The organism is Amycolatopsis sp. cmx-8-4, assembly GCF_046548675.1.
Lineage (GTDB): Bacteria > Actinomycetota > Actinomycetes > Mycobacteriales > Pseudonocardiaceae > Amycolatopsis.
In genome coordinates, this window is record NZ_JAEBDZ010000009.1 from 155745 (window position 1) to 173569 (window position 17825).

The 17825-nt window shown below is 68.8% G+C and carries 15 protein-coding genes; 8 read left to right on the forward strand and 7 right to left on the reverse strand.

From position 1 onward, the window contains the following. Nucleotides 1-106: 106 nt before the first annotated feature. Together ACLJQZ_RS20985 and ACLJQZ_RS20990 are read left to right on the forward strand one after the other, a co-directional pair. Nucleotides 107-2032 carry a 2-oxoacid:acceptor oxidoreductase subunit alpha gene (locus ACLJQZ_RS20985; RefSeq protein WP_410621622.1) on the forward strand — a complete coding sequence of 642 codons (1926 nt, stop codon included), beginning with the start codon at nt 107-109 and terminating at the stop codon, nt 2030-2032. Nucleotides 2033-2066: 34 nt separating this feature from the next. Beyond that, the gene (locus ACLJQZ_RS20990) at nt 2067-3131 is read left to right on the forward strand and encodes a 2-oxoacid:ferredoxin oxidoreductase subunit beta (RefSeq protein ID WP_410621623.1); all 1065 of its coding nucleotides are present in this window, start codon (nt 2067-2069) and stop codon (nt 3129-3131) included. Nucleotides 3132-3407: 276 nt separating this feature from the next. On the opposite strand, the gene ACLJQZ_RS20995 is transcribed toward ACLJQZ_RS20990, so the two are convergent. The 3 genes from ACLJQZ_RS20995 to ACLJQZ_RS21005 all read right to left on the reverse strand — a co-directional run bounded on the left by ACLJQZ_RS20995 (nt 3408) and on the right by ACLJQZ_RS21005 (nt 6828). Continuing rightward, nucleotides 3408-4721: a hypothetical protein gene (locus ACLJQZ_RS20995; RefSeq protein ID WP_410621624.1), complete on the reverse strand. Its 1314-nt coding sequence runs from the start codon at nt 4719-4721 to the stop codon at nt 3408-3410. Nucleotides 4722-4738: 17 nt separating this feature from the next. Next, complete coding sequence (locus ACLJQZ_RS21000; protein ID WP_410621815.1) at nt 4739-5791, reverse strand: polyprenyl synthetase family protein; 1053 nt, start codon at nt 5789-5791, stop codon at nt 4739-4741. 116 nt (nt 5792-5907) lie between these two features. Next, the gene (locus ACLJQZ_RS21005; protein ID WP_410621625.1) at nt 5908-6828 is read right to left on the reverse strand and encodes a LysR family transcriptional regulator; all 921 of its coding nucleotides are present in this window, start codon (nt 6826-6828) and stop codon (nt 5908-5910) included. 86 nt (nt 6829-6914) lie between these two features. Between ACLJQZ_RS21005 and ACLJQZ_RS21010 the strand changes: the two genes are divergently transcribed. Then, nucleotides 6915-8279, forward strand: coding sequence for an MFS transporter (locus ACLJQZ_RS21010; protein WP_410621626.1), 1365 nt, complete (start codon nt 6915-6917; stop codon nt 8277-8279). Here the strand turns inward: ACLJQZ_RS21010 and ACLJQZ_RS21015 are convergent. After that, on the reverse strand, nt 8260-8571 hold the full coding sequence (locus tag ACLJQZ_RS21015) for a DUF6204 family protein (protein ID WP_410621627.1): 312 nt from the start codon (nt 8569-8571) through the stop codon (nt 8260-8262). The two genes, ACLJQZ_RS21010 and ACLJQZ_RS21015, sit on opposite strands and share 20 nt — an antisense overlap. 180 nt (nt 8572-8751) lie before the next feature. Between ACLJQZ_RS21015 and ACLJQZ_RS21020 the strand changes: the two genes are divergently transcribed. The 5 genes from ACLJQZ_RS21020 (at nt 8752) to ACLJQZ_RS21040 (ending at nt 12645) form a co-directional block, all read left to right on the forward strand. Further along, complete coding sequence (locus tag ACLJQZ_RS21020) at nt 8752-9405, forward strand: hypothetical protein (RefSeq protein WP_410621628.1); 654 nt, start codon at nt 8752-8754, stop codon at nt 9403-9405. 151 nt (nt 9406-9556) lie between these two features. After that, nucleotides 9557-9973: a hypothetical protein gene (locus ACLJQZ_RS21025; RefSeq protein ID WP_410621629.1), complete on the forward strand. Its 417-nt coding sequence runs from the start codon at nt 9557-9559 to the stop codon at nt 9971-9973. Beyond that, nucleotides 9973-10587, forward strand: a complete 615-nt coding sequence (locus ACLJQZ_RS21030; protein ID WP_410621630.1) for a DUF3558 domain-containing protein — start codon at nt 9973-9975, stop codon at nt 10585-10587. The genes ACLJQZ_RS21025 and ACLJQZ_RS21030 overlap by 1 nt, the downstream gene beginning before the upstream one ends. After that, on the forward strand, nt 10587-11897 hold the full coding sequence (locus ACLJQZ_RS21035) for a PPE domain-containing protein (protein ID WP_410621631.1): 1311 nt from the start codon (nt 10587-10589) through the stop codon (nt 11895-11897). Before ACLJQZ_RS21030 ends, ACLJQZ_RS21035 begins: the two co-directional genes overlap by 1 nt. A 22-nt stretch (nt 11898-11919) precedes the next feature. Continuing rightward, on the forward strand, nt 11920-12645 hold the full coding sequence (locus ACLJQZ_RS21040) for an ESX secretion-associated protein EspG (protein ID WP_410621632.1): 726 nt from the start codon (nt 11920-11922) through the stop codon (nt 12643-12645). A gap of 50 nt (nt 12646-12695) precedes the next feature. Here the strand turns inward: ACLJQZ_RS21040 and nuoN are convergent, their stop codons facing one another. From nuoN to nuoL, 3 genes are read right to left on the reverse strand one after another with little or no spacing between them, the layout of a single operon-like run. Further along, nucleotides 12696-14267: an NADH-quinone oxidoreductase subunit NuoN gene (gene nuoN / locus ACLJQZ_RS21045; RefSeq protein ID WP_410621633.1), complete on the reverse strand. Its 1572-nt coding sequence runs from the start codon at nt 14265-14267 to the stop codon at nt 12696-12698. Between the two features lie 3 nt (nt 14268-14270). Beyond that, nucleotides 14271-15860: an NADH-quinone oxidoreductase subunit M gene (locus ACLJQZ_RS21050; RefSeq protein WP_410621634.1), complete on the reverse strand. Its 1590-nt coding sequence runs from the start codon at nt 15858-15860 to the stop codon at nt 14271-14273. Further along, nucleotides 15860-17761, reverse strand: a complete 1902-nt coding sequence (nuoL, locus tag ACLJQZ_RS21055; RefSeq protein ID WP_410621635.1) for an NADH-quinone oxidoreductase subunit L — start codon at nt 17759-17761, stop codon at nt 15860-15862. Before nuoL ends, ACLJQZ_RS21050 begins: the two co-directional genes overlap by 1 nt. Nucleotides 17762-17825 lie beyond the last annotated feature (64 nt).

The following is a 17825-nucleotide window of genomic DNA, read 5'->3' on the forward strand; positions in this document are numbered from 1 at the left end:
GTCAAGGGCGAGCTAACCTCGTGATAGGGCCTGGTGTCCCGACTGTCATGACACCGGGCAGAGCGACCGAAGGCCGCAACGTCGGGAGAGAGGGAATCCCTGACCCATGAGCACGAGTGCGAACGGCAACGGCGCTGGTCAAGGCTCGCTCGCCGCGACCAGGCCCACCGAGATCAGCAAGCTGGACCGGGTGGTCATCCGGTTCGCGGGCGACTCGGGTGACGGGATGCAGCTGACCGGCGACCGCTTCACGTCCGAAGCGGCCGCGTTCGGCAACGACCTGTCGACGATGCCGAACTTCCCCGCCGAGATCCGCGCCCCGCAGGGCACGATCCCCGGTGTCTCCTCGTTCCAGGTGCACTTCGCCGACTACGACATCCTCACCCCCGGCGACCGGCCGGACGTGCTGGTGGCGATGAACCCCGCCGCGCTCAAGGCGAACCTCGCCGACGTGCCGCGCGGCGGCACGATCATCCTCAACACCGACGACTTCATCAAGCGGAACCTGACGAAGGTCGGCTACGCCACCGACCCGCTGGACGACGACACGCTCGAGCCCTACCAGGTGCACCGGGTCGCCATGTCGACGCTGACCCAGGGCGCGCTCGCCGACACCGGCCTCGGCAAGAAGGACGCCGAGCGCTGCAAGAACATGTTCGCCCTCGGCCTGCTGTCGTGGATGTACCACCGGCCGACCGAAGGCACCGAGCGGTTCCTGCGCGAGAAGTTCGCGAAGAAGCCGGACATCGCCGAGGCCAACATCCTGGCCTTCCGCGCGGGCTGGAACTACGGCGAGACGACCGAGTCGTTCGCGACGACTTTCCAGGTCGCTCCGGCGAAGCTGGCGCTGGGCACCTACCGGCAGATCACCGGCAACACGGCGCTGGCGTACGGGCTCGTGGCCGCCGGGCAGCAGTCCGGCCTGCCGATCCTGCTCGGCACCTACCCGATCACCCCGGCGTCGGACATCCTCCACGAGCTGTCCAAGCACAAGAACTTCGGCATCCTCACCTTCCAGGCCGAGGACGAGATCGCCGGCATCGGCGCCGCGCTCGGCGCGTCCTACGGCGGCGCGCTCGGCGTCACCTCGACGTCCGGCCCGGGTGTCGCGCTGAAGTCCGAGACCATCGGCCTCGGCGTGATGATGGAACTGCCGCTGGTCGTCATCGACGTCCAGCGCGGTGGCCCGTCGACCGGCCTGCCGACCAAGACCGAGCAGGCCGACCTGCTGCAGGCGATGTTCGGCCGCAACGGCGAGTCGCCGGTGCCGATCGTCGCGCCGCTGTCGCCGGCGGACTGCTTCGACGCGGCCGTCGAGGCCACCCGGATCGCGCTCAAGTACCGCACGCCGGTGCTGCTGCTCTCGGACGGCGCGATCGCGAACGGCTCCGAGCCGTGGCTGATCCCCGACGTCGCGACGCTGCCCGACCTGCGTGTCGAGTTCGCGAGCGAACCCAACTCGGACAACGACTCCGGCGAGTTCTGGCCGTACGTCCGCGACCCCGAGACGCTCGCCCGCGCGTGGGCGATCCCGGGCACGCCCGGCCTGCAGCACCGCATCGGCGGGCTGGAGAAGGCCGACCGGACCGGGCACATCTCCTACGACCCGGACAACCACGACAAGATGGTCCGGCTGCGGCAGGCGAAGATCGACGGCATCGACGTCCCCGACGTCGTGGTCGACGACCCGAGCGGCGGCAAGGCCCGGGTGCTCGCGCTCGGCTGGGGCTCCAGCTTCGGCCCGATCGGCGCCGCGTGCCGCCGGGTGCGCAAGCTCGGCATGCCGATCGCCCAGGCCCACCTGCGGCACCTGAACCCGCTGCCGGCCAACCTCGGCGACGTCCTGCGCGCCTACGACAAGGTCGTGGTGCCGGAGATGAACCTCGGTCAGCTTTCCTTGCTGCTGCGCGCGAAGTACCTGGTGGACGTCCATTCGCACACCAAGGTCGCCGGGATGGCGTTCAAGGCCGAAGAGCTGCAGAACCTGTTCTCGGAGATCATCACCGGCATTGCTACGGAGGCGGCGAAGTGACCACCGCCGACGTTCTCTTTACCGCGGAGGCGGCATGACTACTGTCGACATCGGACTGCCCACTCTCGGCGGTCTGGACCTTGTGCCCACCACCGACGAACCGCAGAAGGCCAAGGACTACAAGTCGGACCAGGAGGTCCGCTGGTGCCCCGGCTGCGGCGACTACGTCGTGCTCAACGCGGTCCAGTCCTTCCTGCCGACACTCGGCCTCAAGCGCGAGAACATCGTGTTCGTCTCGGGGATCGGCTGCTCGTCGCGGTTCCCGTACTACCTGAACACCTACGGCATGCACTCGATCCACGGCCGCGCGCCGGCGATCGCGACGGGGCTGGCCACCACGCGGCCGGACCTGTCGGTGTGGGTCGTCACCGGTGACGGCGACGCGCTGTCCATCGGCGGCAACCACCTGATCCACGCGCTGCGCCGCAACGTGAACATCAAGATCCTGCTGTTCAACAACCGGATCTACGGGCTGACCAAGGGCCAGTACTCCCCGACGTCGGGGCCGGGCATGGTCACCAAGTCGTCCCCGATGGGTTCGGTGGACACGCCGTTCAACCCGCTGTCGCTGGCGATCGGCGCCGAGGCGTCGTTCGTGGGCCGCGCGATGGACTCGGACCGCAAGGGCCTCACCGAGGTCCTGCAGGCCGCGGCGGAGCACCGCGGGTCGGCGCTGGTGGAGATCTACCAGAACTGCCCGATCTTCAACGACGGCGCGTTCGACGTCCTCAAGGACGCCGACGAGGCCGCCGCCCGGCTGATCCCGCTGCGCGCCGGCGAGCCGATCCGCTTCGGCCCGAACCAGGAGTTCGGCGTCAAGCGCAGCGACTGGGGCGGCTTGGACGTCGCGAAGGTCGCCGACATCGGCGAGGAAAACATCGTCGTGCACGACCCGGCGATCACCGACACGTCGTACGCGTTCGCGCTGTCCCGGCTCGGTGACCAGAACCTGAACCACGTCCCGACGGGCATCCTCCGCCAGGTCGAGCGCCCGACCTACGACGACGGCGCCCGCGCCCAGGTCGAGGAAGCTCGTGCGGTCCGCAAGCCGGACCTGCGGGGCCTGCTCCACGGCAAGGACACCTGGACGGTCGCGTAACCGCTGCGCCAAGCTCCGTGAAGGCCTCCTTACCGGCTCAAGATGCCGGGAAGGGGGCCTTCACGGCGTCAGGGGGGTTGCCGACGCTAGGACGTGTGTCCTAAGTTTCAGGTCATGCGACCTTTAGTGCGCCGGACGAAGACCGCGCGCCGCAGTGGCTGCCCTGTGCGCCGGTGTCCGATGTGGACGGCGCCGCGCTGGTCCTGTTCCAGGCGGGCTGAAACGCCGTGAAGGCCGCCTCACGGGTTCACGAGGCGGCCTTCACGGAACAGGAACTCAGGTGAGCGGGCGGAACCCGACGCGCTCGGCGTCCTCGGCGGTGCGGAACCAGACCTCGGCCACCATCCGCGGGAACTGCTCGGACTCGTCGGTGCAGTAGCGCAAAGCCGTGACGCTCGCCTTCACCTCGAAGCCGTCGCTGGGCCGGCCGCCGCCGGGCCGCGGCATCGCCGAACCGGGCCCGAACGGGCCGGGCGGGACCGAGTCCTCGGCCGACTCGCGGGCGGGCGGGGGCGGCGGCGCGTCCGGCGAAACGCCGACGGCCGTCTGGTTCGGCTGCACCGACGGCTCGAACAGCGAGCCGCTGTGCGCGCCGGTCAGCTCGGGTTCGCGGCGCTCGACCGTGCGCATCGACGGCTGGATCGGCTGCGGCGAGTCGAAACCGCCCCGCACCACGCCGCGCGGCTGGCGCTTCGGCAGCACCTGTGTCGCCTCGGCCGGCGTCTCCGGCGGCACGTCCAGGTCGCCACCGGCCGCTTCTTCACCGGCGAAGGCGTACTGCGGCGTCTCGTCGTCCTGGAGCTCGTCTTCGAAGTCGTCCTGGAGCTCTTCCTGAAGTTCTTCCTGGGGCTCTTCCTTGCGGACCGATCCCGGGTGCTCGCCGATGTAGCGGGTGCGCTCCATCGGCTCTTCGAACGCCGAGCGCTGCGACTGCGGTTCGCGGTCGAACCAGTCCGGGTCCGCCGCGTGCGCGGCGGCCGGCGGCTGGAACAGCGACCCACCGGTGTCCGGCTCGAGCTGGTGCTCCAGCTGCGAAAGCGCCGGCGCGGGCTCGTACTGCTCGTCGTCTTCCGGGCTGAGGTACTCCGACGCGGCCGCGCGGTACGGGTCGTCCTGCTCCGGCTCCGCGACCGGCGCCATCACCTGGGTCGCGGACGCCGGGTAGCCGTCGCCGGTCTCCGGCTCCGGCCGGTAGTCGTCCACCGGCGGGGTCCGCGGCGGCACCTGCGAATCCAGCTCCGCGAAGTCCGCGTCGATGTCGTCGTGGACGTCGTCGCGGTTCACCGGCGACGCGGCGACCAGCGTCCCCGGGTACGACGTCTCCTGCGGCTGGGCCTCTTCGTACGGACTCGCGTTGTACCGGCTCTCGTCGTAGGACGGCTCCGGTCGCGTGTAGACCTCAGTGCCCGGCGTGGCCAGCCCGGTGGCGTTCGCGGGCGTGCGCGCGGCGTCGGCGTGGGCCTGGGCCAGCGCGCTCTCCAGCTTGCGGACGCTCTTGCGAAGCGGTAGCACCAGCACCAGCCAGGTGAGCAGGGCCCCGACGAAGAAAGCCGCCAGGCTCCACAGCCAAACCTGTCCGAAAATGGACATCTATCCCTGCCCCTAGTTCAGTGCGTGCGCGCTACCAGGTAAGCGGCAACCGACTCGCACGCGTCACGAGCGGGTGACGCGGGCAGCGCGGTGAGCTCGGCACGCGCGCGCTGAGCGTAGTCGGAAAGGGTGACGCGTGCGCGTTCGAGTCCACTACTGACCCGCAGCAGCGCCAGCGCTTCCTCGACCAGGTCGTCGTCGGAGATCGGGCCGGACAGCAGCTCGACCAGCCGGGGATCGGTCCCGGAGTCGGCCAGCGCGTAGAGCATCGGCAACGTGCGGACGCCTTCGCGCAGGTCCGTGCCCTGCGCCTTGCCGAGCTCGTCGGACGGCGACGCGATGTCGATGATGTCGTCGGAGACCTGGAACGCCGTGCCGATGATGTCGCCGAACCGGCGCAGCGCCTCGATGTACTCGTCCGGGGCGCCGGACATCATCCCGCCGAAGCGGCCGGACGTCGCGATCAGCGAGCCGGTCTTCTGGGCGATCACGGTCAGGTAGTGCGCCACCGCGTCGTCACCCGGTCCGGGGCCGACGGTCTCGCGCATCTGGCCGGTGACCAGCTCGCCGAAGGTCTCGGCGATGATCCGCGCCGCGTCCGTGCCGAGGTCGGCGACCAGCCGCGAAGCGTGCGCGAAGAGGAAGTCGCCGGTGAGGATGGCGATCGTGTTGTCCCAGCGCGCGTTGACGCTCTCGGCGCCGCGGCGCATGTCCGCCTCGTCCATCACGTCGTCGTGGTAGAGCGTGGCCAGGTGCACCAGCTCGACCGCGGCGGCGGCGATCACGACGTGGTCGTCCTGCTTCGGCCCGAACTGCGCGGACAGCAGCGTGAACAGCGGACGGAAGCGTTTGCCCCCGGCCTCGACCAGGTGCAGCGCCGCGTCGTGGACGGCCTGGACGTCGCTGCTGACGACGTCGCGGAGCAGCTTCTCGACGTCGGCCAGCCCGGCGGCGATCGCGCGCAGCAGGGCTTCGTCGGCGATCTGCAGGCCGACCGACGCGCGCAGGTCCTCGAGGGCGCCACCCGGCGCAGCGGGGAGGGATCCCGCCCCGGGGGCTGGGGAAGGCACAGACACGTCGGCTCCGCTCTACTCGTGCACCGGTCGGGTTCTCCCTTGAGCGTAGTGGCTACCCCGCGCCACCGTTTACCCGCTGTCCAGCGGAAACGGTGACGAACATGACATCGTCAGCCGGTCGGGGCCGCGTCGCGCACCCGAGCGCGCAACCACCGGTGACCGGGGTCCTTCGCGAAGCGCGGGTGCCACGCCTGCGCCATCGGCCGGAGGGGCAGGTCCGCGGGTACCGGGAGCGGCTGCACGTCGGTCACGCGGGCCGCGAACGCGGCGAAGCCGCTGGTGGTCAGGCAGACCAGGTCCGAGGCCAGGACCAGGTTCAACGCGGCCGTCGGCGTCGGGACGACGGCCACGACGTCGCGGCTCAGCCCGTGCTCGGCGAGCACCGCGTCGAACGGCGCCTCGGTGCGGCCGCGGCGGGAGATCGCGAGGTGCGGCTGCGCGGCGAGCTGCTGCAGCGTCACTTCGCCCGTCACTTCGCCTGTCGTTTCGTCACTGTGGAGGGGGCTCAGCGGGCCGGCGATCGCGGCCGTCCCCTCGCGCCACAGCTGCTCGACGACGATCTCGGAGTCCGGCAGGTCGATCATCCCCAGATCCAGGTCGATCCGGCCGTCACGCAGCGGCTGGACGTCCTCCTCGCCCTCCGCGACGAACCGCAGCCGCACCCCGGGCGCGGTGGCGCGGGCCGCCACGATCAGGCCGGGGCCGAGCTGGCTGACCAGGGAGTCGTTGGCGCGCAGGACGAACGTCCGCTCCAGCGTCGCGAGGTCGAACTCGCCGGAGTTGCGGAGCATGCCGCGAGCGCGTTCGACCAGGCCCCGCACGTCGTCGCGCAAGGCGACGGCGGCCGGGGTCGGCACCAGCACGCGGCCGGCGCGGACCAGCACCTCGTCGTCGAGGGTCCGCCGCAGCCGCCCGAGCGCCCGGGACGTCGCCGGCACCGAGAGGTGCAGCCGCTCGGCGGCGCCAGTGACGCTGCCCTCGGTGAGCAGCGCGTCGAGCACCACCAGCAGGTTGAGGTCCAAATCGGCCATTTCGCCTCCACGTTTGCGTTCGACGCAAAGCTTAGTTGCCGATATTGCACTGGACGCAGTACTTAGCCCTGCTTAGCGTTGACCGGGTGGAACACACCCTCCCCCGCGTCCGTCAAGGCCTGCTCACGACGCTCATGGCGTTGTGCGTCGTCACGGTCGTCGGCATGGTCGCGGCGATCAACCTGGCCGTGCCGCTGCTGTCGGCGAGCCCGCTGCACCCGTCGCCGACGGCGCTGCTGTGGGTCGTCGACAGCTACGTCGTCGTCTTCGCCTGCCTGCTGATCCCGGCCGGCGCGGCCGCGGATCGCTTCGGCCGCAAGGGAATCCTGCTGGCCGGGCTCGGCGTCTTCACCGCCGGCGCGCTGCTGTCCGGGTGCGCGAACGACGTCACACCGGTGCTGGCGGGCCGAGTGCTCAGCGGCGTCGGCGCGGCCGCGGTGATGCCGGCGAGCCTGGCCATCCTGGTCGGCGCCGTCCCGGCGGAGCAGCGGACGAAGGCGGTCGCGACGTGGGCGTCGGCGACCGGGCTGGGTGGCGTACTGGGCAACATCGGCGGCGGCGCGCTGCTGCAGACGGGCTCGTGGCGGGCGTTGTTCTTCGGCGTCGCACCGCTGGCGCTGGCCGTCTTGGTCCTTTGTGGACTGTTCGTGCCCCGCACGCCGGCCCACCCGCGGCCGATCGCGGTACCGAGCGCGCTGCTGTTCACGGCCGGCGTGGTGGCGCTGCTGCTGGGCATCACGTCGGGGCCATCGACGGGCTGGGCGAGCACGCCGGTGCTGGGCGCGTTCGCCGCGGCCGCGGCACTGCTCGGCGCGTGGTGCGTGGTCGAGCTGCGGATCGCGCACCCGATGCTCGACCCGCGGCTGTTCGCGATCCCGGCGTTGCGCGCGCACTGCCTCGCGCTGGTCGCGACGTTCGTCGGGATGTTCGGGCTGTTCTACCTCAACGGCCAGTACCTGCAGCACAGCAAGGGTTTCCCGCCGTTCTTGGCGGGCTTGGCGTTGCTTCCGATGGCGGTAACGCTGTTCTTCGGCCCGCGCGTGACGGTGGCGCTGGCCGGCCGCGTCCGACCCCGCCTGCTCACGGCGTCCGGCTTGGTGATCGTCGCGCTCGGCCTGGCGGCACTGTCCACAGCGGACAGTGCGACGCCGTATCCGTGGTACGCCTCGGCCACGGTGGTCCTCGCGGCGGGCACGAGCCTGATCCTGCCGCTCTCGTCGGCCGGCATCATGGCGGCGCTGCCCCACGAACGCGCCGGCGTCGGCTCGGGTCTGCAGGGCATGACCCGCGAACTCGGCAGCGCGCTGGGCGTCGCCCTGGCGGGCACGGTGCTGAACACGCACGCCGACTTCACCAGCGGAATGCACGTGGCGCTGCTGGTGCTGGCCGGAGTGGTGGCGCTGACCGGGGCCGTCGTGGTGACGACGCGGGTCAGCGGCGCCGGATCTTGACGTCGTCCAGGCAGGTCGAGCTGACGATCAGGTCGCGGTACGGGTAGCCCGCGCGCTCGAACAGCTCCATGACCATCAGCTCGGCCTGGTCGTGGGCGTCGTCACCCGATGCGACGTCGACCTGGACGCGGAAGGTGAAGCCGCCGAGGTGGTGACTGTAGGTGAGCGAGCCTTCTTCACTGAAGACCGGCTCGGCGACGTCGTCCGAGGTCAGGCCGGCGAGCAGCTTTTCGCGCACGGCCTGCGCGGGCCGGTCGAACTTGCCCCGGACGAGGACGCGGTAGGTCGGCATGGGCGTCAATATACAGAGCTGTATCCGGATACCGAAGGGATTATCCACCGGGTGGTTCATGATCCACGAAGGGGTGATCAGCGGTTTCGAGCGCAACGGGCGCGCCGGACAGGCGGATATTCACGACGTGGAAGAACTGCCGAACCCGACAGCTCTCCCGGTCAGCAAGGAGGCAGCGACATGCGCAGCACAATCGCGAGGCGGGCGGGGCTCGCCGGAACGCTGTTGGTGGCCGGACTCGCCGTGGCCGTCCCGGCGCAGGCCGCGCCGCAGCCGGGCGTGGCCCAGATCGGCTCCGCCGAGTTCACGAAGGGTGACGCGACGATCAAGGTGCCGGTGCAGGGCCAGTGTTCGGTGAGCGGCCCGAAGACAGCGACGGCCCAGACGGTGTCGAAGAACGGAATCACGTTCGGCGGCGGCACATCGTCCTGCACGACCACGGTGACGGACCCGCAGACGTCGGCCACGACAACGACGTCCACGGCGACGGGCAAGAACTTCGAGCTGTCGGCACTGGTGAGCGCGGGCGGCCCGCGGATCAAGCTGTCGACGTTCAAGGTGACCTGCACGGCAACGCACACGCAGACGAACGCCGGCTGGACGTACGGCGGCATGTCGGGCATCACGAACCCGCCGAGCCCGGTCCCGGTCGGCTACGTGGTGCCGCTCAAGAAGTCGAACGGAACGGTGCTGGCGAACGCGGTGTTCAACATCCAGAACCTCCCGGGCGACGGCAGCATCGGCCTGACGATGCTGCGCATCAACTTCCTCCCGGCGTCGGGCATCACGGGCGAGGTGATCCTGGGCCACACGTCCTGCTCGCCGACGCCGTAGACCCCTCTGAACTGGGCTTTCTTGCCTGGCGATGCCGATGCGGAACCCTGGTAGGGTTCGAGCCGTCGGATACGCAGGGTGCTCGGGGTGAAGCACCGTGCAAGCTAGGGGAGAGCTGACGTGACTGACGTGGCTTCTGTGGTGATGGGCCGTGGGTGAGGTCTACGACCCGGGCCAGGACTGGCAGCTACCGGGGCCGAACGGGATCCCGCACGCGGGCTCGTACGGCTCCGGTCCCGGTTCCGGCGGGGGTGGGGCGGGGTTCCAATACGACGTCGAGACCCTTCGGGAACTCGCGCGCGAGTGGAACGACCTGGCGAACGAGTTCGCACGGGATTTGAACTACGCAGCCTTACTTCAACGTGCACAGGGCCCAGGTGTCGAATACGCGAGCGGCGGCAACGCAGAACAGGTCAGAGCGTCCGGCGAAGCCTTGCACTCGACCTTGACGGCACGTGAGCAGTACTGCCGCTCGATGGCAGCGAAGTTCCAGATGGCCTTAGGCAAGTATGCGACGACCGAAGACACCCATACGACTGATCTGAACCAGACCGGAGGCAGTCTCTGATGCGCCGCATCGTCCTCTCGTTGAGCGCATCGGCGTTGGTCCTCTGCTCCTGCACGAATACCACAAGCGGCTCCCCATCCCCATCGAATCCAACGGCGGATCAGTCGACGCCAGATTCGGCGACGAGCTTGCCTGGGCCTGGCGTCCCGAAAGTGGATGATCCGATCGATGTCACACACTTCAAGCAGGCGCCGTGTGACGCGTTGACCGTCGATCAGGTCACTGAGCTACTGGGGCCTGGCGTCACCCCCAAACCGGATCTAGACGCGCCAGCCGGCCCGAGCTGTAGCGTCAATCCACCCCGAGTTACGCAGGCTTCAGTTCTACTAATCTTCGGCAATGTCGACCAGCTTGGCCTGACCAGCGTCTATCGTGCTCAGTACAGATTCTTCATGCCACTGAATCCAGTGGACGGCTACCCGATAGCTGCATATGGGCTCGCCGATGATCGAACCAATCATGGCAAGTGTCAGATCGCAATCGGAACGAGCGACAGGCAGACTGTAGATATCGGCATCGCTCAATCCGAGGAAAATATCGGCAAGAAGGATCCGTGCGAAGCAGCACGTGGTGTTGCCTCGTATGTTATCGACAATCTTCGCGGGGTGAAGTGATGGTCGTCGAAGGGCCCTTGACCGCCGCGGAGATCTATGAACAGGTCATCGGTGGTGAGGGCGTTGGTTCGCTGGCCGATGCGCAAGATGGTGCTGGGCAGTTGACCACCAGGATGGTTGAGCGGGCTCAGCGGATCAGTGCTCTGCGGGCCAAGACCATGGCCGGGTGGCAAGGTGGCGCTGGGGACTCTGCCGCTGATGCCACGCTTCCCCTTGTTCAAGCCGCCACTGATGATGCTGTTCATCTCGAGACTGCTCAGACTGCCGTTGGTGCTCAGATGGATGCTTTCGGGACTGCCAAGCATTCCGTGAAACCCGTTGCGCCTCGGCCGCCTGAGATGACTTCTGGTGATCTCTACAATGTTCTCACTGGGGATGGACAGTCTTACAACACCAAGGTTTCCGGGTGGCAGGCTGATAGTCAGGGGAACATCGAGGCCTTTGGGGCCTATCACTCCGCCAGTACCTCCAATGGCGGGCAGATGCCCGCCCAGTACGCGCAGATCAATGACTCCGGCGCTCCGATTTCCTTGGCTACTCCGGGGCAGGACACTCAGGGCAAGACCACCACCGGGCGGACCACTACCGCCACCGATACTGGTGAGTGGGCTCGCAATCCTGGGCAGACCGAGGTTTTCGGGCAGGACCGGGACGTCCAAGCCGGGCGGAATCAGAACGTCTACGGCCAGGACGTCCAGTCTGGGCGTGATCAAGGGCAAGGGTCGTATCAGGTTCCGGGGCAGACTCCTGGGAGTGGTGCCTTCGATACCACTCATGCCAACAGCTACGTTCCGCCTGCTGCTGCTCAGGGTGGGGGGTATCAGTTCGGGCCTACCGGGCAGTCCCTCGGCAATCTCGGCGGTGGGTCGGGGAACCAGCCCTACGGCGGAGACGGCGGCTTCGGACCAGGCACCGGTGGGTTCGGGTCAGGGACCGGAAGCGGACCAGGCAACGTCGGCGGGTATCGCACCGGGACCGGCAGCGGGCCGGGCACCGGTGGCTACCGGACCGGCGGTCCGAATACCGGCAGCCCGAACACCGGCGGGATCACCCAACGCGGTCCCGGCTCCGGCGCCCGGATTCCCGAAGAGCGCCTGCCCGGCCAGGCCGTCGCCCGCGGTGCCGCCGGTGCTCGCGGTGCCAACGGCTTGCCCATGGGCTCCCCGGCCGGCGGGCGTGGGGCGAAAGACGAAGACAAGGAAAAGAAGTCCGCGCCCTACCTGAAGAACCCCGATCCCGACGAGACCTTCGGTGGGTTCACCGAGAAGCCCATGCCGCCCGTGATCGGGGAAAGCCGGCCCAAGTCGTAGGCACCTGGAGGAACGAAGCACCGTGGTGCTCAAGGCCGAACTGTCTCTCGAAAACCTGCTCACGGCCATGCGCACCGCAGGCTGCGGAGATCCGCATCCGGTTTTCGCCGGTGGGTTGCGCTACATTCCGCCGTCCATCAGGAAACACACCGATCGCCGAGCCTTCGAAGAGCTCAGCGAGTACGGCTTCACCCAGGGCGACGGCTTCACGCCCGAGTTCGACGATCTCCTGCACCTGCTCGACCGGCCCACGGTCGAGTTCTTCGCCTACGCGCGGGACCAGCGGGAACAGGTCGGGGTACTCGTCGCCGTGCAAGGGCGGACCGCCGTCACCGCGCTCTGCCAGGGCGAGCGGGTCTGGCTCAGGGGTGTCTCGCCCGATACCCACCCCGTTGACGCGCTCATCGCGAACCTGCCGCCTTGCGTCCCTGCGGACATCAAGCCGTTTTCCCTGTCGCAGCAAGACTTCCGTGACGAGCCCGGCAGCGAGGTCTTCGACGACGCCCCGGGCCGCAGCCGTGCCGCGCAGAAGCTCGATGAGCTCATGAAACAGAAGCACACCGGGATCGGGCAGTTCTACGCCGCCAAACGGGAAGAGGGGCTTCGCATCGAAGCCGACGGCTCTCTCGGCTACCTCGACGTCGATGCCGGGCGGGTCGGGATCGGGGTGGCCGATCAGTACATCAGCGTCATGCCCGGGGATCCCGTGGTGCTGGGGCGGAAGGTCGCGGCGCTTCTGGACAACTGAAAGGGCCGCCACCCTCAACGAGAGAGTGACGGCCCTGGCAGCAGAACAACTCAGGAAGCGAAGCCGCCCGCGCCCGCCCACGACAGGGCGAATGCCGGGACCAGGCCCAGGACCAGCGTCACGGCCGTGCCGAGGAAGATCGCCGTTCCGGTGCCGAAGCCCGGGATCGTCACCGTGGGGCCGTCCGCGGCCGGCTCGGAGAAGTACATCAGGACGATCACGCGCAGGTAGAAGAACGCCGCCACCGCGCTGAACACCAGGGCGATGACCACCAGCGGGGCCATTCCGTCGGACAGCGCCGCCGAGAACACGACGAACTTGCCGACGAAGCCCGACGTCAACGGGATGCCCGCCAAGGCCAGCAACAGGAACGTGAACACCGCGGCCACCAGTGGCGACCGTTTCGCCAGGCCCGCCCACGCCGAGAGGTGGGTCGCCTCGCCCGACGAGTCGCGGACCAGGCTGATCACGCCGAACGCCGCCAGCGTCGTGAAGCCGTACGACAGCAGGTAGAACAGCGTGCTCGACAGGCCGTTCTCGGTGATCGAGATCGCGCCGATGAGCAGGAAGCCCGCGTGCGCGATCGACGAGTACGCGATCATGCGCTTGACGTCGGTCTGGGTCAGGCCGAGCACCGCGCCGATCAGCATCGAGATGATCGCGACGCCCCAGAGCACGCCGCGCCACTCCCAGCTCGTGGAGCCGAACGCCACCGACAGCACGCGCAGGATCCCGCCGAACGCGGCGACCTTCGTGCACGCCGCCATGAACGCCGTCACCGGAGTCGGCGCGCCCTGGTAGACGTCCGGGGTCCAGGTGTGGAACGGGCCGACCGAGCCCTTGAACAGCAGGCCGACGACCAGCAGGCCGAGGCCGGCGAACAGCAGCGTGTCCGAGCGGTCCGAACCGGCCGCCGCGGCCGCGATGTCGCCCAGCTTCACGGAGTTCGCGTAGCCGTACAGCAGCGCGAGGCCGTAGAGGAAGAACGCCGAGGAGAACGCGCCGAGCAGGAAGTACTTGACCGCCGACTCCTGCGACAGCAACCGCCGACGCCGGGCCAGGCCGCACATCAGGTACAGCGGCAGGGACAGCACTTCCAGCGCGATGAACATCGTCAGCAAGTCGTTCGACGCGGTGAACGCCATCATGCCGCCGAGCGCGAACAGCGTCAGCGGGAAGACCTCGGTCTGCATGGTCGTCGCCGTCTGCGCGCGGTCCTGGATCGTGCCCGGGCGGATGCCGGCCTGTGCGACCAGCGCGCCGCCCGGCTCGACGACGCGGTCCGAGATCAGCAGCACCGCGCCGACCGCCAGGGCCAGCAGCGTGCCCCAGAGGAACAGCGCCGGCTTGTCGATCGAGATCGCGCCGCTGAACGTCTTCACGCCGCCCGCGGGCGCGTCGGTGAGCGCGTACTTGATCAGCCAGCCGCCGGCCGCGAGGATCGCCACCAGGCTCAGCCCGACCTGCGTGCCGAACCGCGAGCGCTTCGAGGCGAACGCTTCCACCAGCACGCTGAGGCAGGCCGCGCCGAAGATGATCAGCACCGGCAGCACGGCGTTGTAGTCGACCGACGGCGTCGCGATCGGTGGTTCCGGCGCCTGGGTCAGGAGGATGTCGAGCACGGGTTACTTGCCTCCCTGAACCGCGGACAGCGTCTGCTGCACCGTCGGGGTGACTGTGTCGAGCACCGGCTTCGGGTAGAAGCCGAGGACGATGATCAGCACGACCAGCGGCGCGAGGATCGCGATCTCCCGGCCGCTAAGGTCCTTGATCACCTTGGTCGCGCCCGGCTCGGTCACGGTCGCGGTGGCCACGGCGCCACCCGACTCGACGCCGGCCGGGGTGGCCCCGCCGCCCGTCGCGGGCGGCACCAGGGCGGCACCGCGAAGCGGACCCTGCATGACGCGCTGGTAGAGCCAGAGGACGTAGGCCGCGGCCAGGACCATGCCGACCGTCGCGAGGATCGTGTAGACCGGCTGGTCCACGAACGCCCCGATGAGCACCAGGAACTCGGAGACGAACGAGTTGGTGCCCGGCAGCGACAGCGTGGACAGCCCGGCGAGGAGGAACAGGCCCGCGAGCAGCGGGGTCACCTTCGCCATGCCGCCGTAGTCGGAGATCTTCGTCGAGCCGCCGCGCGCGACGACCAGGCCGATCACCACGATCAGCATGCCGGTCGCGAGGCTGTGGTTCAGCATGTACGTCGCCGAGCCGATCATCGCCTGCTCGTTGAACGCGAAGATGCCGAGCGAGATGAAGCCGAAGTGGGCGATCGAGACGTAGGCGATGAACCGCTTCATGTCCCGCTGCCCCGCGGCGAGGATCGAGCCGTACAGCACGCCGATCACCGACAGCACCAGCACCAGCGGCGCCAGGGTCCGGCTCGCGTCCGGGAACATCGGCAGGCAGTAGCGCAGGAAGCCGAACGTGCCGACCTTGTCCAGCACGCCGACCAGCAGGACGGCGACGCCGATCGGCGCCTCCCCCGCCGCGTCCGGCAGCCAGGTGTGGAACGGCACGAGCGGCGCCTTGATCGCGAACGCCAGGAAGAAGCCGAGGAACAACCAGATCTGCGTGCTCAGCGGGGCGTCCCGGACGACCGTGACGAGCGTGGCCCAGTCGAACGTGCCCTTGCCGAGCTTGTCCTCGGCGAGCGAGTACGCCCCGATCGCCGAGGCCAGCATGATCAGGCCGCCGAGGAACGAGTAGAGGAAGAACTTCACCGCCGCGTACTGCCGGTTCGCGCCGCCGTAACCGCCGATGAGGAAGTACATCGGGATCAGCATGATCTCGAACAGCACGTAGAACAGGAAGACGTCCGTCGCGGCGAAGACGCCGATGGTGAGCGCCTCCTGCAGCAGGATCAGCGACAGGAACCCGCCGGCGCTGCGGCCGGGCGGGAGCTTGTCCATCGTGCCGAGCCCGCCGACGACGATCGGCACCAGCAGCGCGATCACCGCGATCATGATCAGCGAGATGCCGTCGGTGCCGAACGCGATGTGCACCCCGAAGCTCGGGATCCAGTCGAAGCTCGACGTCATCTGCAGCCGCGCGCCGGACGGCGAGTAGCTGAGCCAGAACGGGATGATCAGCAGGAACTCGAGGATCGAGAAGGCGAGCGCGGCCAGCACCGCGGCGCGGTCGTTCCCCTTGAGGAACGCCAGCACCAGGGAGCCGAGCAGCGGCACCAGGATGAGGATCAGCAACCAGGTCATCAGGAGAACCTCACCAGCAGGAGAGCCGCCAGAAGCAGGAACGTGCCGCCGAGCATCGACAGCGCGTAGGACCGGACGAACCCGGTCTGCAGCCGCCTCAGCCGGCCGGAGCCGCCGCCGAGAGCGGCGGCGAGGCCGTTGACCGCGCCGTCGACGCCGCGGTTGTCGACGAAGACCAGCGCCCGCGAGAGCCAGGTGCCCGGACGGGCGACCAGCGTCTCGTTGAGGGTGTTGCCGTACAGGTCGTTGCGGGCGGCGCGGGTGACGAACGAGACGCGCTCCGGCCGCTCGACCGGGACGGGACGGCGGAAGATCAGGTACGCGATCAGCACGCCGAGCGCGGCGAACACGAGGGTCAGGATCGGCACGATCTCCGCCGGGATCGGCGTGTGCTCGGCCTCGTGGAACTCGCCGACGGTCGGGGCGAGCCAGTTCACGAACCGGTCGCCGATCGCGAAGAACGCACCGGCGCCGACCGAGCCGACCGCCAGGATCGCCATCGGGATCCACATGATCGGCTTGGACTCGTGCGGGTGGAACTCGTGGCCGTCGGCCGCCTTGAGGTCCTTCCAGCGTTCCTTGCCGAAGAACGTCATCATCATCAGGCGCGTCATGTAGAACGCGGTGAGCCCGGCGCCGAGGATCGTGGCGAGGCCGAACACCCAGCCGCGCCAGCCTTCCTGGCCGAACGCCGCCTCGATGATGGCGTCCTTGGTGTAGTAGCCGGTGAGGAACGGGAACCCGATCAGCGCGAGGTAGCCGAGGCCGAAGGTGACGAACGTGATCGGCATCTTCTTGCGGAGACCGCCGAACTTGCGCATGTCGACCTCGTCGTTCATGCCGTGCATGACCGAACCGGCCCCGAGGAACAGCCCGGCCTTGAAGAAGCCGTGCGCCACCAGGTGCATGATGCCCAGCGCGTAGATCCCCGGGCCGAGGCCGACCGCCAGCATCATGTAGCCGATCTGGCTGACCGTCGAGTACGCGAGGACCTTCTTGATGTCGTCGTACGCGCAGCCGATGATGCACCCGAGCAGCAGCGTGAACGCCCCGACGAGCGTGACGACCAGCCGGCCGTCCTCGGTGGCGTTGAAGATGTCGTGCGAGCGGGCCACCAGGTAGACGCCGGCGGTGACCATCGTCGCCGCGTGGATCAGGGCCGAGACCGGGGTCGGGCCCTCCATCGCGTCCGGGAGCCAGGCCTGCAGCGGGAACTGGCCGGACTTACCGCAGGCGCCCAGCAGGAGCAGGATCGCCATCGCGGTGATCGCGGCCGGCGGGAACTTGCCCGCGCCCACCGCGTCGAAGACCTGCGCGTAACCGGTGGACCCGGCGTACTTGAACATCAGGAAGATCGCCAGCGCGAGCCCGACGTCACCGACGCGGTTCATCAGGAACGCCTTCTTCGCCGCGGTCGCGGCGGACGGACGGCCCTGGTACCAGCCGATGAGCAGGTAGGACGCGAGACCCACGCCCTCCCAGCCCAGGTAGAGCGTCACGAAGCTGTTGCCCAGCACCAGGATCAGCATCGAAGCGACGAAGAGGTTCAGGTACGCGAAGAATCGGTACCGGGCCTCGTCGTCGACCATGTAGCCGATCGAGTAGAAGTGGATCAGCATGCCGACGCCGGTGATGAGCAGCACGAACGTCAGCGACAGGGCGTCGATCCGGAGCCCGAAGTCGATCTGCAGCGCGCCGGCCGGGATCCACGAGTAGAGCTTGGTGTCCGTCGTGGCCTTGCCGTCGGCCGAGAAGAACGTGATCAGGCCCCAGACGAAGGCGAGCGTGATGGTGGCCGTTCCGAGCAGATGCCCCCATGCCTTCGCGCGCTTGCCCGCCAGCAGCAGGACGAGCGCGCCGAAGGCAGGCAGGGCCACCAGCAGCCACGATGATGCGGTCACTCGGGCAACCTTTCAGTGGCGCGAAGCGCCTCCATTGAGGGTGGGTGGTGGGGATGAGGCGGCA

Bases quoted from the DNA above. Each gene is read 5' to 3' on its own strand.
- ACLJQZ_RS21020 (WP_410621628.1), top strand. From the start codon at position 8,752: ATGCGCAGCACAATCGCGAGGCGGGCGGGGCTCGCCGGAACGCTGTTG.
- ACLJQZ_RS21030 (WP_410621630.1), top strand. From the start codon at position 9,973: ATGCGCCGCATCGTCCTCTCGTTGAGCGCATCGGCGTTGGTCCTCTGC.
- ACLJQZ_RS21005 (WP_410621625.1), bottom strand. From the start codon at position 6,828: ATGGCCGATTTGGACCTCAACCTGCTGGTGGTGCTCGACGCGCTGCTC.
- ACLJQZ_RS20990 (WP_410621623.1), top strand. From the start codon at position 2,067: ATGACTACTGTCGACATCGGACTGCCCACTCTCGGCGGTCTGGACCTT.
- ACLJQZ_RS21035 (WP_410621631.1), top strand. From the start codon at position 10,587: ATGGTCGTCGAAGGGCCCTTGACCGCCGCGGAGATCTATGAACAGGTC.
- ACLJQZ_RS21015 (WP_410621627.1), bottom strand. From the start codon at position 8,571: ATGCCGACCTACCGCGTCCTCGTCCGGGGCAAGTTCGACCGGCCCGCG.
- ACLJQZ_RS20985 (WP_410621622.1), top strand. From the start codon at position 107: ATGAGCACGAGTGCGAACGGCAACGGCGCTGGTCAAGGCTCGCTCGCC.
- ACLJQZ_RS20995 (WP_410621624.1), bottom strand. From the start codon at position 4,721: ATGTCCATTTTCGGACAGGTTTGGCTGTGGAGCCTGGCGGCTTTCTTC.
- ACLJQZ_RS21050 (WP_410621634.1), bottom strand. From the start codon at position 15,860: ATGACCTGGTTGCTGATCCTCATCCTGGTGCCGCTGCTCGGCTCCCTG.